This is a genomic window from Micromonospora sp. NBC_01392 (assembly GCF_045040125.1).
GTDB lineage: Bacteria > Actinomycetota > Actinomycetes > Mycobacteriales > Micromonosporaceae > Micromonospora.
Window position 1 is genome coordinate 3,504,201 of the sequence record NZ_CP109549.1, and the last position, 16,551, is coordinate 3,520,751.

The window sequence follows — 16,551 nt, forward strand, 5'->3', positions numbered from 1 at the left end:
GGGGCCTCGGCGGAGGCGAGGGGTGCCCGCCGACAAGGTGCCTCATGTTATTCCTGGCACTTGTCGAGTTTCAAGCATGCATATGCTCGGATCTTTCGGCCGCGCGACGGCGGAGTTGGGCCGGCGCGATGCCGAGTGGCTGTTCATTTCTTGCAAGAATCTGACGTACGATGCCGCGGTGACGAAGCGCTTGACGGAGGTGGCCCGCAAGGCGGGTGTCAGCGAGGCGACCGTGAGCCGGGTGCTCAACGGCCGAGGCGGCGTGTCCGAGGCGACCCGCACGGCCGTGCTGACCGCGCTCGACGTGCTCGGCTACGAGCGCCCGACGAAGCTGCGCGGGGAGCGGGCCCGACTGGTCGGGCTGGTGCTGCCGGAACTCCAGAACCCGATCTTCCCGGCGCTGGCCGAGGTGGTCACCGGCTCCCTCGCCCAACGGGGCTTCACGCCGGCGCTCTGCGCCCGCACCATCGGCGGCGTGCCGGAGTCCGGCTACGTGGAGATGCTCCTCGACCACCAGGTCAGCGGCGTCATCTTCGCCGGCGGCTCGTACGCGCTCGCCGACGCCTCGCACGAGCACTACCGGCGCCTGACCGACCGGGGCCTGCCCGTGGTCCTGGTCAACGCCGGCGTCGAGGAGCTGGGCTTCCCGCGCGTGTCCACCGACGACGCGGTCGCGGTCGAGCAGGCGTACGGGCACCTGCGCTCGCTCGGGCACGAGCGGATCGGCATGGTGCTCGGCCCGGAGGACCACGTGCCCTCGCGGCGCAAGCTGGACGCCATGGTCCGGGCCGCCGGCTGGGGCGCGGACCGCCGCTTCGTCGAGCGGTCCAGCTTCTCCATGGAGGGGGCGCGGGTCGCCGCCACCAAACTGATCGAGCGCGGGGTGACCGGCATCGTCTGCGCCAGCGACGTGCTGGCGCTCGGCACCATCCGGGCGGCCCGCCGGCTCGGCCGCGCGGTGCCGGCCGACGTGTCGGTGGTCGGCTTCGACGACTCCGCGTTCATGACCTGCACCGATCCGCCGCTGACCACGGTCCGGCAGCCGATCGAGACGATGGGACAGGCCGCGGTGGACCTGCTGGTCACCCAGATCGAGGGCGCCGGCGTCCTGCACGACGAGCTGCTCTTCGAGCCCGAGCTGGTGGTACGCGGCTCCACCGCCCCCGCACCCCGCAGAGACGCTTCCTAGGCGTCGTTCCTGCCCCAGGTGCCGAGCGCGACGATCGCCTCGCGCAGGGCCAACCCGCGATCGGTCAGCGCATAGGCCCGGGTGTTGTGTCGAAGCGGCAGGCGGAACAGCACGCCAGCCGCTTCGAGTTCGCGCAGGCGTGTCGCGAGCATGTTCGTCGGCGCGCCGAGGTCACGCTGCAGATCGCCGTAGCGTTGTGGCCCGTCGAGCAGCCGTTCCACGATGAGCAGGGCCCACCGTGCTCCGACGATGTCGAGGGCCGCGGCGAGGTCGCTCACGCGGTCGGATCGGCGTCCGTCTTCATCCAGAACGGTGAGTAGTGGTAGCCGTCGGGGTCGTCGAACTGGCGCTGGTACATGAAGGGGTAGTCGTCGGTGTCGCCGATCCGCCCGCCGGCGGCGCCGGCGCGGTCGACGAGCTCGTCGACCGCCTCGCGGCTGCCCAGGTCGAACGAGACCGTGACCTTCGAGGGCGTCCGAGGTCCGCCGATCAGCTCTTCGACTCCGCCGACGCTCGCGTACATCTCGCGGCTGCCGAGCATGACGTACTGCTCGGGGGCGATCGCGAAGCACGACACGTTGTGGTCGGACATCTCGGCGTTGAGGGTCCAGCCGAGGGCGGTGTAGAAGGCGGTCGCGCGCTCGACGCTCTCGACCGGGCAGGTGATGAAGAGGCTCATGGGAGCCATGCTTGCAAAATGCAAGTAGACCGTCAAGTGGCACGCGCCGGGCTCGGCTGCCGTGATCGTCCCGATCATCCGTCATCAAGTCGTGTTCTTTCGTCATCACGTTGAAACCTTGCCGTGAAGAGTCGGCGTCGCTACATTGACTCCACTCACCGGGGGTCACCCACACCAGTGCAGGTCATCGATATAACCGTTCCCGAAGGGATGGACAGATGTCCGTACCGCAATATCGGAAGGTCGCGGCGGCGGCGCTCGCGGCCGGCCTCGGGCTCAGCCTCGCGGCGTGCTCCACCAAGAGCGACGACTCCGCCGACGCCGGCGGCAAGGTCACCATCACTGTCGACTGCCAGCCGGTCGGCGCGCAGAAGGAACTGCTGAAGAACTGGAACGACGACGTCGCCGAGTTCCAGCGGCAGAACCCGACCATCGTGGTGAAGAGCGTCAGCGTCGGTGAGCAGTGCAACAACCCGCCGGACTTCACCGCCCGCCTCGCCGGCGGCACCGTCACCGACGTCTTCTACGGCTACATGACCGACCTCCAGCAGGTGCTGGACTCCGGCCAGGCGATGGACATCACCGGGTACGCCACCAAGGACACCATCCCGACCTGGGACAGCGTGGACCCGGCGCTCAAGGAGGTCTTCACCGACGGCGGCAAGCTCTACGGCGTACCGGTGAAGAACTACTCGATGGGCCTGATCTACAACAAGGCCCTGTTCCAGCGCGCCGGGCTCGACGCGGCCAACCCGCCGAAGACCTGGCCCGAGGTGCGGGCCGCGGCCAAGAAGATCTCCGCGCTCGGCGGCGGCGTCGCCGGATACTCCGAGTACAGCGCCGGCAACACCGGCGGCTGGCACTTCACCTCGCTGCTCTACTCCCAGGGCGGCCAGGTGCTCAGCGCCGACGGCAAGAAGGCCGACTTCAACAACCCGACGGGCAAGCAGGTCCTGCAGAACCTCAAGGACATGCGCTACGGCGACAACAGCATGGGCAGCCGGCAGCTTCTCCAGTGGGGTGACCTGCTCACCAACGCCGGCGCCGGCAAGGTCGGCATGTTCATCGGCGCGCCGGACGCCACCCAGGCGATCGTCAGCCAGTTCCAGGGCAAGTACCAGGACTGGGCGATGGGCCCGCTGCCCGGCCAGGACGGGCCCGCCAAGGCGACGCTCGGCGGCGGCGAGGGCTACTTCTTCAAGAAGGGCCTGAGCCCGGAGCAGGTCAAGGCCGGTCTGAAGTGGATCGCGTACCAGAAGCTCACGCCCGGCAAGGGCCAGTTCGACTACGTCCGGGCCAAGCCGCAGAACTACCCGGTCGGTCTGCCCCAGCCGCTGCTGTTCACCAACGGCAGCGACGCGCAGAAGCAGGAGCTGGACCTCCGCAAGGCCAACGCCAACGTGGACACCACCAACTTCACCGCCTTCGAGGCGAACCCGGTGCCGATCAAGGGGGAGCCGCGCAACGCCCAGGCCATCTACGCGGTGCTCGACGCCGCGATGTCCGGGGTGCTGACCAACCCGAACGCGAACATCGACGCCCTGCTCAAGACCGCCGAGGACAAGGTCAACCAGCTCCTCGCCGCCGGTAGCTGACCCGACCGGGGTGGGGGCCGGCCGCGCCGGCCCCCACCCACTACCGCAGGAGTTGCCTTGGCGCTCACCACCGCCCCGGGTGCCACCCGCCGGCCCGGCCGTCCCGCACCGCCACCGCGGCAGACCACCGCGCGCCGCGCCGGGCTCGGCCGGAAGGTACGGGACAACCTGACCGGGCACACGTTCCTCATCGGCGCGGTCGCCTGCTTCGCCGTCTTCTCCTGGTACCCGATGGTCCGTGGCGTGGTGATGAGCTTCCAGCGCACCCGGCGCGGCGAGACCACCTGGGTCGGCTGGGACAACTACACCCGGATCATCGCCGACCCGAGCTTCTGGACCGCCTGGAAGAACACGTTCGTCTTCACCGGCCTGGCGCTCGTGCTCGGCTACGCGGTGCCGTTCTTCGTGGCGATCCTGCTCAACGAGCTGCGCCACGCCAAGGGCTACCTGCGGGTGCTTGTCTACCTGCCGGTGATGCTGCCGCCGGCGTCCGCGCTGTTCCTGTTCAAGTTCTACGCGTACGACCCGAGCGAGGCGGGACTGTTCAACGCGGTGCTCACCGCGCTGGGGCTGCCCACCTCGGAGTGGATGCAGTCGCCGACCATGACGATGCCGGCCATGGTGCTGGCGTCGACCTGGATGAACATGGGCGGCGCCGTGCTGATCTACCTGGCCGCGTTGCAGAACATCCCCGGCGAGCTGTACGAGGCCGCCGAGATCGACGGCGCCGGCGTGTGGCGGCGGATCGTGCACGTGACGATCCCGCAGACCCGGCTGATCCTGGCGCTGCTGGCGATGCTCCAGATCGTGGCCACCATGCAGCTCTTCATCGAGCCGCTGATCCTCGCCAACGGCGCCGGCACCCAGGACTCGGCGACGTCGGTGGCGTACCTGATCTATCAGCACGGGTTCTTCCAGAACGATCTCAACGGCGCCGCCGCGCTCGGCGTGATCATGCTGGTGGTGCTGGCCGGGTTCTCCGCCGTCTACGTGCGACTGACCGCGAGACAGGACTAGGACATGGCAGTCGACTCCACCACCCGTACCCTCATCTCCCCGGCCCAACTGCGGCGCGGACGCGGCCGGGTCCTCTACTGGGCCGTGCTCGCCGTCGTGGTGGTGGCGTTCACGTTGGTCTTCCTCGGCCCGCTCTACTGGATGGTCACCGGCGCGCTCAAGAGCGGCCAGGAGATCGCGCAGACGCCGCCGTCGCTGTTCCCGCGCGACCCGCAGCCGCAGAACTACGTCGACGCGTGGACCAACCTCGACCTGGCGAAACTGCTGTTCAACACGTTCTACTACGCCACCGGCGCGGTGCTGTTCCAGCTCGTGTTCGACACCGCCGCCGCGTACGCGTTGTCGAAGCTGCGCCCGGTGCTGGGTGGCGTGATCCTCGGCCTGATGCTGGCGACGTTGATGATCCCGGCGATGGTGCTGATCGTCCCGCAGTACGTGACCGTGATCGACCTACCGATCGTGCACGTCAACCTGCTCGACTCACCGTTCGCGATCTGGCTGCCGCTGGTCGCCAACGCGTTCAACATCTTCCTGCTCAAGCGGTTCTTCGACTCGATCCCGGAGGACCTGATGTCGGCCGCCGTGATGGACGGCGCGTCACCGCTGCGCACGCTCTGGTCGATCGTGCTGCCGATGTCCCGCCCGATCCTCGGCGTGGTGGCGATCTTCGCGGTGACCGCGGTGTGGAAGGACTTCCTCTGGCCGAAGCTGGTCATGCCGTCGCCGGAGACGCGCACGGTCAGCGTCGGCATCTACGCCTTCGCCGGCGGCACCCCGATGAACGTGGTGATCGCCGCGTCGGTGATCGCCGCGATCCCGACCGTCGTGCTGTTCCTGATCTTCCAACGGAACATCATGTCCGGCCTGACCACCGGCGGACTCAAGGGCTGACCGGGCACCGCCGCCCGTCGTATCAGAACCGACCCGCAGAAAGCAGGTGACCGTGTCCATGGTCGACACTAGCCCGTGGTGGCGCTCCGCGGTGATCTACCAGGTCTATCCGCGTAGCTTCGCCGACGGCAACGGCGACGGGATCGGTGACGTCGCCGGCATCCGGTCCCGCCTGGACCACCTCGCCGCGCTCGGCGTCGACGCGATCTGGTTCAGCCCCTGGTACCCGTCGCCGATGGCCGACGCCGGCTACGACGTGGCCGACTACCGCGACATCGACCCGGTCTTCGGCACGCTCGCCGAGGTCGAGGCGCTGATCACCGAGGCGCACGCGCTCGGCATCCGGACCATCGTCGACGTGGTGCCCAACCACTGCTCGGACGCGCACCCGTGGTTCCAGGCGGCGCTGGCCGGCGGCCCGGACGCGCCGGAACGGGACCTGTTCTGGTTCCGGGCCGGCCGGGGCCCGGACGGCTCCCGGCCGCCGACCGACTGGACCGGCGAGTTCGGCGGCCCGACCTGGACCCGCACCACCGACCCGGACGGCTCGCCCGGCGACTGGTACCTGCACCTGTTCGCGCCGCAGCAACCGGACTTCAACTGGGACCACCCCCGGGTGCGCGCCGAGTTCGAGGACGTCCTGCGGTTCTGGTTCGACCGGGGCGTGGACGGCATCCGCATCGACTCGGCCGGCCTGCTGGTCAAGGACGGCACGCTGCCCGAGGTCCACCCGGACCGGCCGCACCCGTTCCGCGACCAGGACGGCGTGCACGACGTCTACCGCGCCTGGCGGCGGATCGCCGACAGCTACCCGGGCGAGCGGGCCCTGGTCGGTGAGGTGTGGCTGCCGGACCGGCAGCGGTTCGCGAACTACCTGCGCCCGGACGAACTGCACACCGCGTTCAACTTCGACTTTCTCGGCTGCGCCTGGGACGCCGCCGCGATGCGGGACAGCATCGACGGCACGCTGGCCGCACACGCGCCGGTCGGCGCGCCGGCCACCTGGGTGCTGTCCAACCACGACGTCACCCGGCACGTCACCCGCTACGGCCGGGCGGACACCACGTTCAGCTTCGCCGCCAAGCGTGAGGGCATCCCCACCGACCTGGAACTCGGCACCCGCCGGGCCCGCGCCGCCGCGCTGCTCAGCCTCGCGCTGCCCGGCGCCGCCTACGTCTACCAGGGCGAGGAACTGGGGCTCTGGGAGGTCGAGGACATCCCGTACGAGCTGCGGCAGGACCCGATGTGGGAACGCTCCGGACGGGTCGACCCGGGCCGGGACGGCTGCCGGGTGCCGCTGCCCTGGCAGGGGGACACGCCGCCGTTCGGGTTCAGCCCCGACGACGCCACCGCCGCGCCGTGGCTGCCGCAGCCGGCGGACTGGAAGGACCGTACGGCCCGCGCCCAGACCGGCGACCCGCACTCGATGCTGGAGCTGTACCGGGCGGCGTTGGCCGCGCGCCAGGCCGAACCGGCGCTCGGTGACGGCGCGTTGCGCTGGCTGCCCGCGCCGGACGGGGTGCTCGCGTTCGCCCGTGAACCGGGCTTCGCCTGCCTGGTCAACCTGGGCCGCGAGGCCGTGCCGCTGCCCGCGCACGACCGGTTGCTGCTGGCCAGCGGCCCACTCGACGACGACCGGCTGCCACCGGACACCGCGGTCTGGCTGCGTACCGGATCGCGCTGAACCGCGGTGGCGCCGGCGGCTCCGTCCCGCCGTCGGCGTCACCGCGCCGCACCACGACCGGCGGCCCGTCCCGGCTGCCGCAGGAACACCTGGGGAGGAAGGAACCGCACCGCCGCAACGGGGGACCTGGCCACCGACGAAAGGGAGCACACCCCGCATGGCCGAGCACCGCACCGCGCACCGCCACCGCACCACCGGGCTGGCGGCCCTGGCCGCCGCCGCGCTCGCCGCCTCGACACTCACCGTCGTGGCGTTGACCTCCACCGCCACCCCGGCGCAGGCCGCCGGGCTGTCCCCGTTCGACATCGCCGGCCGCGGCGCCACCGTCCCGTTCCGGGAGCAGGAGGCGGAGCAGGCCGCGCACACCGGCACGAAGATCGGCCCGGACCGACGCTACGGCACGCTGCCGTCCGAGGCGTCCGGCCGGGAGGCGGTCACGCTCGACGCGGTCGGGGAGTACGTCGAGTTCACGCTCGCCGCTCCCGCGAACGCGGTCACGTTCCGTTACAGCCTGCCGGACAACGCCGCCGGCACCGGCCGGGACGCCAGCATCGACCTGCGCGCGAACGGCACCCTGGTCAAGGCCGTGCCGGTCACCTCCCGGTACGGCTGGTACTACGGCGGCTACCCGTTCAACAACAACCCGGGCGACACCAACCCGCACCACTTCTACGACGAGACCCGGGCGATGTTCGGCACGACCTATCCGGCCGGCACGAAGATCCGCCTCCAGGTCTCCTCGACCGCGCAGTCGCCCACGTTCACCATCGACCTGGCCGACTTCGAGCTGGTCGCCACGCCGATCAGCAAGCCGTCCGGCGTGCTGGACGTGGTCACCGACTTCGGCGCGGACCCGACCGGCGCCAGCGACTCCACCGCGAAGTTCCAGGCCGCGGTGGACGCCGGCAAGGCGCAGGGGAAGGCGGTGTGGATCCCGTCCGGCACGTTCACGCTCTGGGACCACGTGGTGGTCGACGGCGTGACGCTGCGCGGCGCCGGGCCGTGGTACTCGGTCCTCGGCGGCCGGCACCCCACCGACCGCAAGCGCGCCGCCGGCATCTACGGCAAGTACGTGCCCGGCGGCGGCTACTCCGGGGAGATCCGCTCGCACGAGGCCGGCGGGCCGAGCCGCAACGTCACGCTGCGGGACTTCGCCATCATCGGCGACATCCGGGAGCGGGTCGACGAGGACCAGGTCAACGCGCTCGGCGGCGCGATGACCGACTCGGTGGTGGACAACCTGTGGTTGCAGCACACCAAGGTCGGCGCCTGGATGGACGGGCCGATGGACAACTTCACCATCCGCAACAGCCGCATCCTGGACCAGACCGCCGACGGGGTGAACTTCCACTGGGGCGTCACCAACTCCACGGTGACGAACACGTTCGTCCGCAACACCGGTGACGACGCGCTGGCCATGTGGGCGCAGAGCGTGCCGAACGTCGGCAACTCGTTCACCCACAACACCATCGGCGTGACGATCCTGGCGAACCACCTGGTCACCTACGGCGGGCGGAACATCACCATCGCCGACAACGTGACCGCCGACTCGGTGACCAACGGCGGCGGCATCCACGTGGCGAACCGCTACCCCGGCGTCACCGGGTCGACGGCGGTGGCCGGCACCATCACGGTCGCCCGTAACACGCTGATCCGCAACGGCAACTCCGACTACAACTGGCAGTTCGGGGTGGGCGCGATCTGGTTCTCCGCGCTCAACGAGCCGATCCAGGGCGCGGCGATCAACGTCACCGACACCGACATCCTGGACAGCTCGTACGCGGCGCTGCATTGGATCGAGGGGCAGACCAGCGGCATCTCGTTCAACAACGTGCGGATCGACGGCGCGGGCACGTACGCGCTCCAGGTGCAGGCGCCCAGCCAGGTCAGCTTCACGAACGTGCGGGCCACCAACATCGCCCAGGCCAACCCGATGCACAACTGCGTGGGCAGCGGCTTCCAGATCACCCAGGGCAGCGGCAACTCCGGCTGGTACACGGCCACCCCGTACTGCGGGCCGTGGCCGCAGCCGCAGTGGGGCAACGGCCCGTCCAGCCCGCCGCCCACAAGCGTGCCCCCGACCACCGCGCCCCCGACCACGGCCCCGCCGACCACCGCGCCGCCGACCACGCCGCCGCCGACCGGCGGGAACCTGGCCCTCGGCCGGCCGGCGACCGCCACCAGCGTCAACCAGACGTACGCGGCCGGCAACGCGGTCGACGGCAACGCGGCCAGCTACTGGGAGAGCGTCAACAACGCGTTCCCGCAGTCGGTGACCGTCGACCTCGGCGCGTCGCGCACGGTCGACCGGGTGGTGCTCAAGCTGCCGGCCGGCTGGGAACGCCGCACGCAGACGCTGTCCGTGCTCGGTTCCACCGACGGCTCCTCGTACAGCACGCTCGCCTCGTCGGCGGGCCGGGTGTTCGACCCGGCGGCCGGCAACAGCGTCTCGATCGCGCTGCCGTCCGGCGCCCGCCGGTACGTCCGGGTCACCGTCACCGGCAACACCGGCTGGCCGGCGGCCCAGCTCAGCGAGCTGGAGGTGTACGGCGGCGGCACGACCACCCCGCCGCCCACCACCACCCCGCCGCCGTCGACCCCACCGCCGACCACCGCGCCGCCGACCGGCAACCTGGCCGCCGGCCGGCCGGTCGCGGAGACCAGCCACGCCGACGTCTACGGCGCCGGTAACACGGTCGACGGCAACGCCAACACCTACTGGGAGAGCGCCAACAGCGCGTTCCCGCAGTCGGTGACCGTGGACCTGGGCAGCGCCCGGCCGGTGGCCCGGGTCGTGCTCAAGCTGCCGCCGTCGGCGGCCTGGCAGACCCGCACCCAGACGGTGTCCGTGCTCGGCTCCACCGACGGCGCGTCGTTCACCACGCTCAAGGCGTCCGCCGGCTACACGTTCGACCCGGCAGGCGGCAACACCGTGTCGATCCCCCTGCCCGCCGGTGACCGCCGCTTCGTGCGGCTCACGTTCACCGGCAACACCGGCTGGCCGGCCGGCCAGCTCTCCGAGTTCGAGGTCTACGCCTCCTGACCCGGCGCGGCGGGGACCGGTCCGGGTCCCCGCCGCACCACATCCCCCACCTCCGTCAACGCCTCTCCACGTCCCCCGGGAAGAAGGTGTCCGTCCACCATGTCCAGACTCCGTACCAGAATCGTCGCGGTGCTCGCCGCGGTCGGCCTGGCCGTCACCGCGGCGCCGGCCCCGCCGGCCCTGGCCGCCGGCGGTCCGAACCTCGCCGCCGGCCGCCCCGCCAGCGCCAGCAGCGTCAACGGCCCCTACGTCGCGGCCAACCTGACCGACGGCAACCAGGGCAGCTACTGGGAGAGCAGCGGCGCGCTGCCCCAGTGGGCGCAGGTCGACCTCGGCACCAGCCGCGCCGTCGACCAGGTGGTACTCAAGCTCCCCGGCGCCTGGGAGGCCCGCAACCAGACGCTGTCCGTGCAGGCCAGCGCCGACGGCAGCGGCTTCACCACGGTCGTCGCGTCGGCCGCCCGCGCGTTCAGCCCGGCCGCCGGCAACACGGTGACGCTCGGCTTCAGCGCCACCAACGCCCGCTACCTGCGCGTCGTCGTCACCGCGAACACCGGCTGGACCGCCGCCCAACTCGCCGAGCTGGAGGTCTACGGCACGGCCAGCTCCTCGACCAACCTGGCGCTCGGCAAGACGATGGCCGAGAGCGGCCACTCCGACGTGTACGGGGCCGGCAACGCCAACGACGGCAACGCGGGCACCTACTGGGAGAGCCCGAACAACGCGTTCCCGCAGTGGATCCAGGCCGACCTGGGCGCCGCGACCAGCGTCAACCGGCTGGTGCTGCGGCTGCCCAGCGGCTGGGGCGCGCGCAACCAGACGCTCACGGTGCAGGGCAGCACCAACGGCTCCACGTTCGGCACGCTCGTCGCGTCCGCGTCGTACGCGTTCGACCCGGCCGGCGGCAACACGGTCACCGTCACGGTGCCCACCGCGTCCACCCGCTACCTGCGGCTGCTGTTCACCGCGAACAGCGCCTGGCCCGCCGGGCAGCTCGCCGAGCTGGAGATCTACGGCGCGGCGACCGGCGACACCCAGGCGCCCAGCGCGCCGGGCAGCCTGGCGTTCACCGAGCCTGCCACCGACCAGGTCCGGTTGACCTGGACCGCGTCCACCGACAACGTCGGCGTCACCGGTTACGACATCTACGCCAACGGCGTGCTGCGCACCAGCGTCGGCGGCAGCACGCTGACCTACACCGACACCCAGCCCGCCGGCAGCACCGTGTCGTACCACGTGCGGGCCCGCGACGCCGCCGGCAACGTGTCCGCCAACAGCAACACGGTCACCCGCACCGGCAACACCGGGGACACCACCGCGCCGACCGCGCCCGGCGGCCTCGCCTACACCCAGCCGGCGAGCGGCCAGATCCGGTTGACCTGGACCGCGTCCACCGACAACGTCGGCGTCACCGGCTACGAGGTGTGGGCCAACGGCACGCTGCGGACCACCGTCGGCGGCTCCACGCTGACGTACACCGACAGCCAGCCGGACAGCGCCACCGTCTCCTACCAGGTGCGGGCCCGTGACGCCGCCGGCAACGTGTCCGCGAACAGCAACACGGTCACCCGCACCGGCAGCACCACCGGCGGCACCAACCTGGCGGTCGGCAAGCCGGCCACCGCCTCCTCCGTGGTGCACGTGTTCAACGCCGCCAACGCGGTCGACAACGACGTCACCACCTACTGGGAGGGCGCGCCGGGCGCGTACCCGAGCACGCTGACCGTGGCGCTGGGCGCGAACGCCAGCATCAGCGCGGTGGTGGTGAAGCTCAACCCGGATCCGGCGTGGGGCGCGCGTACCCAGACGTTCCAGGTGCTCGGGCGGGAGCAGTCCGCGTCCGGGTTCACCAGCCTGGTCGGCTCCGCGACGTACTCGTTCAACCCGAACACCGGCAACACGGTGACCGTTCCGCTCTCCGCGACCACCGCGGACGTCCGGTTGCAGTTCACCGCGAACTCCGGCTCGTCCAACGGCCAGGTCGCGGAGTTCCAGGTCATCGGCGTGCCGGCGGCCAACCCGGACCTGACCGTCACCGCCCTGACCGCCTCGCCCACCGCGCCGGTCGAGACCGACGCGATCACGCTGTCCGCCACCGTGCGCAACGCCGGCACCGCGGCGTCCGCCGCCACCAGCGTCAACCTCTACCTGGGTACGACGAAGGTCGGCACCGCCGCCGTCGGCGCGCTCGCGGCCGGCGCGTCCACCACCGTCTCGGCGACCATCGGCGCGCGCGACGCCGGCAGCTACCAGCTCACCGCCAAGGTCGACGAGTCGAACACGGTGATCGAGCAGAACGAGGCGAACAACTCCTACACCAGCCCGACCGCGTTGCCGGTCAGCCCGGTGGCCAGCTCCGACCTGGTCGCGTCCGCGGTGACCTGGTCGCCCGGCACGCCGGCCGCCGGCGCCACGGTCAGCTTCGCGGTGACGCTGCGCAACCAGGGCACGATCGCGTCGGCGAGCGGCGCGCACGGCATCACGCTCACCGTGCTCAACGACTCCGGATCCGTGGTCCGCACGCTGACCGGCTCGTACTCCGGCACGATCGCCGCCGGGGCCACCGCCGGCCCGGTGTCGCTCGGCACCTGGACCGCCGCCAACGGCCGCTACACGGTCCGGGTGGTGCTCGCCGACGACGCCAACGAGTTGCCGGTGAAGCGGCAGAACAATGCAAGCGACCGGCCGCTGTTCGTCGGTCGCGGCGCGAACCTGGGGTACGACGCGTACGAGGCCGAGGACGGCTCGGTCGGCGGCGGCGCGCAGGTCATCGGCCCGAACCGCACCATCGGCGATCTGGCCGGCGAGGCGTCCGGCCGGCGCGCGGTCACGCTCAACACCACCGGCGCGTACGTCGAGTGGACCACCAAGTCGGCCGCGAACGCGCTCGTCACCCGCTTCTCCATCCCGGACGCGCCGGGTGGCGGCGGGATCGACTCGACGCTCAACGTCTACGTCAACGGCGTGCTGCACAAGCCGATCAGCCTCACCTCGAAGCACATCTGGCTGTACGGCGCGGAGGCCGCCCCCAGCGACTCGCCCAGCGCGGGCGCGCCCCGGCACCTCTACGACGAGGCGAACGTGCTGCTGAACTCCACCGTCCCGGCGGGCAGCCGGATCCGGCTCCAGAAGGATCCGGCCAACAGCACCACGTACGCGATCGACTTCGTCAACACCGAGCTGGTGTCGCCGCGCGCCAACCCGGACCCGACCCGCTACAAGGTGCCCACCGGCTTCAGTCACGCCGACGTGCAGAACGCGCTGGACGCGGTGCGGATGGACACCACCGGCACGCTTGTCGGCGTCTACCTGCCGGCCGGCACCTACGAGACCGCGCAGAAGCTCCAGGTGTACGGCAAGGCGGTGAAGGTCGTCGGCGCGGGCATGTGGTACACCCGCTTCCAGACGCCGACGAACCAGCAGAACACCGACGCCGGGTTCCGGGTCGAGTCCTCGGCCAGCGGGTCGACCTTCGCCCACCTGGCGTTCTTCGGCAACTACACCAACCGGATCGACGGGCCGGGCAAGGTGTGGGGCGAGCTGAAGGACGTCGACAACCTGACGCTGGACAGCGTCTGGGTGGAGCACACCGTCTGCGCGTACTGGGGGGTGAGCGTGGACGGGCTGACCATCCGGGACAGCCGGTTCCGCAACACGTTCGCCGACGGGGTCAACATGACAAACGGCAGCACCAACGCGGTGGTCACCAACACGGAGGGCCGGTCCAACGGCGACGACGCGTTCGCGTTGTTCTCCGCCACCGACCAGGGCGGCTCCGGCGGCAACCACGGCAACGTGTTCGAGAACCTGACCGCCACGCTGACCTGGCGGGCCGCCGGCCTCGCCGTGTACGGCGGCTACGACAACATCTTCCGCAACCTGTACATCGCGGACCAGTTGACGTACTCGGGCATCACCATCAGCTCGCTGGACTTCGGCTACCCGTTCGTCGGGTTCGGCGCGAGCCCGCCCACCCGGTTCGAGAACATCTCGCTGATCCGCTCCGGCGGGCACTTCTGGGGCGCGCAGACGTTCCCGGCGATGTGGTTGTTCTCCGCGTCCAAGGAGTTCCGGGGCATCCGGGTGAGCGACGTGGACATCGTGGACCCGACGTACTCCGGGATCATGTTCCAGACCAAGTACACCGGCAGCCAGCCGGAGAACCCGATCACCGACACGGTGCTCACCAACGTGTCGATCTCCGGGGCGCGGCGCAGCGGTGACGCGTTCGACGCGAAGTCCGGCTTCGGCATCTGGGTCAACGAGATGCCCGAGGCGGGTCAGGGCCCGGCCGTCGGCGCGGCGACCTTCACCAACCTCCGCCTGACCGACAACGCCCAGGACATCAAGAACACCACCACCACATTCACCATCACCCGCAACTGACGTAAGGCGGGGCCCCTTCTTAACGCCTCCGGTAGAGAAGGGGCCCCTTCTCACACGCCCAGCGGGGACGCGTTCGAGCGTCACCGGGGCCGGTCGACGTGGTGACGTCCCGCTCACGGCGGTCCGGGTGTACTCCACGGATGCGCCTCCGTACCCGGCTCGTTCCGTCCCGGACCTCCGGGACCACCCGCGCCCTGCTCGCCGCGATCCTCAGCGCGGTCGTGGTCGGTGCCGCCCTGACCGTCGGCTCGCCTGCCGAGGCGGCCATCACGACCCAGGTCTTCGCCGCCACCAACGACAGCTACGTCAACGCCGCCGCGCCCACCACGAACTACGACACGTCGTCGAGGCTGGCGGTGGCCGCGGGTCCGACCCGGATCTCGTACGTGAGTTTCGCGGTCACCGGCCTGACCGCACCCGTGGTGCATGCCCGGTTGGTGATGCACACCAGCAGCGCGAGCTTCGCGGGCAGCCTCACGGGTGGCACGATCGAGCGCACCGGCGCGAACTGGGTCGAGACGACGTTGACCTACGCCAACCGACCGTCCCCGATCGGATCGCCGTTGTCCCGGTTCGGCATCGTCAAGCCCGATCGCTGGTACCAGGCCGACGTGACCGCCGCGGTGACCGGCAACATGGTGGTCAGCTTCGCCATCTCCTCCACCGACCCGGACGGTGCCTACTACGACGCCCGGGAGAGCGCCGAGAACTGGCCTCGACTCGCCGTCGACACCGGTGTGCCCCCCAGCCCCGACAACATCCTGCTGGCCGCCGGGGACATCGCGAGCTGCACCACCGACCGGGACGAGGACACCGCGCGGATCCTGGACAACCAACCGGGCACGGTGGCGACGCTCGGCGACTCCGTCTACGAGTCCGGCACCACCGCCGAGTTCGCCAACTGCTACCAGCCAACCTGGGGGCGACACAAGGCCCGTACCCGTCCCGCGGTCGGCAACCACGAGTACCTCACCGCCAACGCCGCCCCCTACTTCGCCTACTTCGGGGTGGCGGCCGGCCCTGCCGGACTGGGCTACTACTCGTACGACCTGCCCGGCTCCTCCGACTGGCACATCGTCGTGCTGAACTCCAACTGCGCCAAGGTGGGTGGCTGCCAGGCGGGCTCGGCCCAGGAGCGGTGGCTGCGTGCCGACCTCGCCGCCCACCCCAGCCGCTGCACCCTGGCCTACTGGCACCACCCCCTGTTCAGCTCCGGCGAGCGGCAGGCGCCCAACGTGTTACCGCTGTTCCAGGCGCTCTACGACGCCGGCGCCGAGATCGTGCTGAACGGGCACGCCCACCAGTACGAACGGTTCGCCCCCCAGTCCCCGGACCGGACCGCCGACCCCGCCCGGGGCATCCGCGAGTTCGTAGTGGGCACCGGCGGTCGTTCCCTCCAGTCGGACTTCGGCACCGTGGCACCCAACAGCGAGGTACGCAACGGCACCACCTACGGCGTCCTGCGGCTCACCCTGTACAACGGCGGATACGACTGGCGCTTTCTGCCGGTGACCGGGCAGACCTTCACCGACGGCGGCAGCGGCACCTGCCACTGAACCCGGCCGGCTGAAGGGAGCGGCGCCGCTCGGGCGCGAGCACGGCGGGGTGGCCCGGCCCGGACCGGGCCACCCCGGGTGCTGGTGGTGTCGTAGTTGACGCCCTGCAGGTTGTACGCCGGGGTCGCCGGGGTCGCCGGTTCCACCCCCGCCCCCGCCGTCACAATTGAGAGAACAGTCGGGTTCCGAGGCGTACGCCGGCACTGCCACCGCTCCGGTGGCCGCGAGTCAGGCCAACAGGGCGATTCCGGCGGTTGCAAAGCGTCTGAGCACGTTGTCTCCTGTCAGTGGACGCCCGAGAAGACAAACCCCGTGGCGCGTGATCGAAGGCGTAGGGGCATATTTGCTGGTCGCAGGCTTTGGTCATCACGAGCGCGCGGTGACCTTCCGAGCGTGGTTTCCGCTCGTGCCGGCAGCGCAGACTGGCGCTCGGTTCGTGTACCGTCCGCTGTGGCAGCCTGTCGCAGCGTATTCAGACAGAATCCTCATGTCGTATCGGAGCGCCGCTGAT

At 70.8% G+C, this 16,551-nt stretch carries 10 protein-coding genes; 8 read left to right on the forward strand and 2 right to left on the reverse strand.

What is annotated here, in order from left to right:
- The first annotated feature begins 178 nt into the window (after window positions 1–178).
- A complete protein-coding gene (locus OG767_RS15740) occupies window positions 179–1,189 on the forward strand; it encodes a LacI family DNA-binding transcriptional regulator (protein WP_405094076.1) in 1,011 nt (336 codons plus the stop codon).
- Here the strand turns inward: OG767_RS15740 and OG767_RS15745 are convergent.
- Both OG767_RS15745 and OG767_RS15750 read right to left on the reverse strand, forming a co-directional pair.
- Window positions 1,186–1,467 carry a winged helix-turn-helix transcriptional regulator gene (locus OG767_RS15745; RefSeq protein WP_405094077.1) on the reverse strand — a complete coding sequence of 94 codons (282 nt, stop codon included), beginning with the start codon at window positions 1,465–1,467 and terminating at the stop codon, window positions 1,186–1,188. The two genes, OG767_RS15740 and OG767_RS15745, sit on opposite strands and share 4 nt — an antisense overlap.
- On the reverse strand, window positions 1,464–1,868 hold the full coding sequence (locus tag OG767_RS15750; RefSeq protein WP_219469847.1) for a VOC family protein: 405 nt from the start codon (window positions 1,866–1,868) through the stop codon (window positions 1,464–1,466). Before OG767_RS15750 ends, OG767_RS15745 begins: the two co-directional genes overlap by 4 nt.
- Before the next feature lie 218 nt (window positions 1,869–2,086).
- Here OG767_RS15750 and OG767_RS15755 point away from each other — a divergent pair, with 218 nt between their 5' ends.
- The 7 genes from OG767_RS15755 to OG767_RS15785 all read left to right on the forward strand — a co-directional run bounded on the left by OG767_RS15755 (window position 2,087) and on the right by OG767_RS15785 (window position 16,040).
- Complete coding sequence (locus tag OG767_RS15755) at window positions 2,087–3,463, forward strand: ABC transporter substrate-binding protein (RefSeq protein ID WP_405094078.1); 1,377 nt, start codon at window positions 2,087–2,089, stop codon at window positions 3,461–3,463.
- Window positions 3,464–3,520: 57 nt separating this feature from the next.
- Window positions 3,521–4,480, forward strand: a complete 960-nt coding sequence (locus tag OG767_RS15760; protein WP_405094079.1) for a carbohydrate ABC transporter permease — start codon at window positions 3,521–3,523, stop codon at window positions 4,478–4,480.
- Window positions 4,481–4,483: 3 nt separating this feature from the next.
- Window positions 4,484–5,371 (forward strand): carbohydrate ABC transporter permease, encoded by an 888-nt coding sequence (locus OG767_RS15765; RefSeq protein WP_405094080.1) that lies wholly within the window; start codon window positions 4,484–4,486, stop codon window positions 5,369–5,371.
- Between the two features lie 58 nt (window positions 5,372–5,429).
- Entirely contained in the window at window positions 5,430–7,055 is a 1,626-nt protein-coding gene (locus OG767_RS15770; RefSeq protein ID WP_405094081.1) for a glycoside hydrolase family 13 protein, read from the forward strand.
- Window positions 7,056–7,212: 157 nt separating this feature from the next.
- On the forward strand, window positions 7,213–10,098 hold the full coding sequence (locus OG767_RS15775; protein ID WP_405094082.1) for a discoidin domain-containing protein: 2,886 nt from the start codon (window positions 7,213–7,215) through the stop codon (window positions 10,096–10,098).
- Window positions 10,099–10,197: 99 nt separating this feature from the next.
- Window positions 10,198–14,484 (forward strand): discoidin domain-containing protein, encoded by a 4,287-nt coding sequence (locus OG767_RS15780; RefSeq protein ID WP_405094083.1) that lies wholly within the window; start codon window positions 10,198–10,200, stop codon window positions 14,482–14,484.
- Window positions 14,485–14,624: 140 nt separating this feature from the next.
- Window positions 14,625–16,040, forward strand: a complete 1,416-nt coding sequence (locus tag OG767_RS15785; protein WP_405094084.1) for a DNRLRE domain-containing protein — start codon at window positions 14,625–14,627, stop codon at window positions 16,038–16,040.
- Window positions 16,041–16,551: the final 511 nt, after the last annotated feature.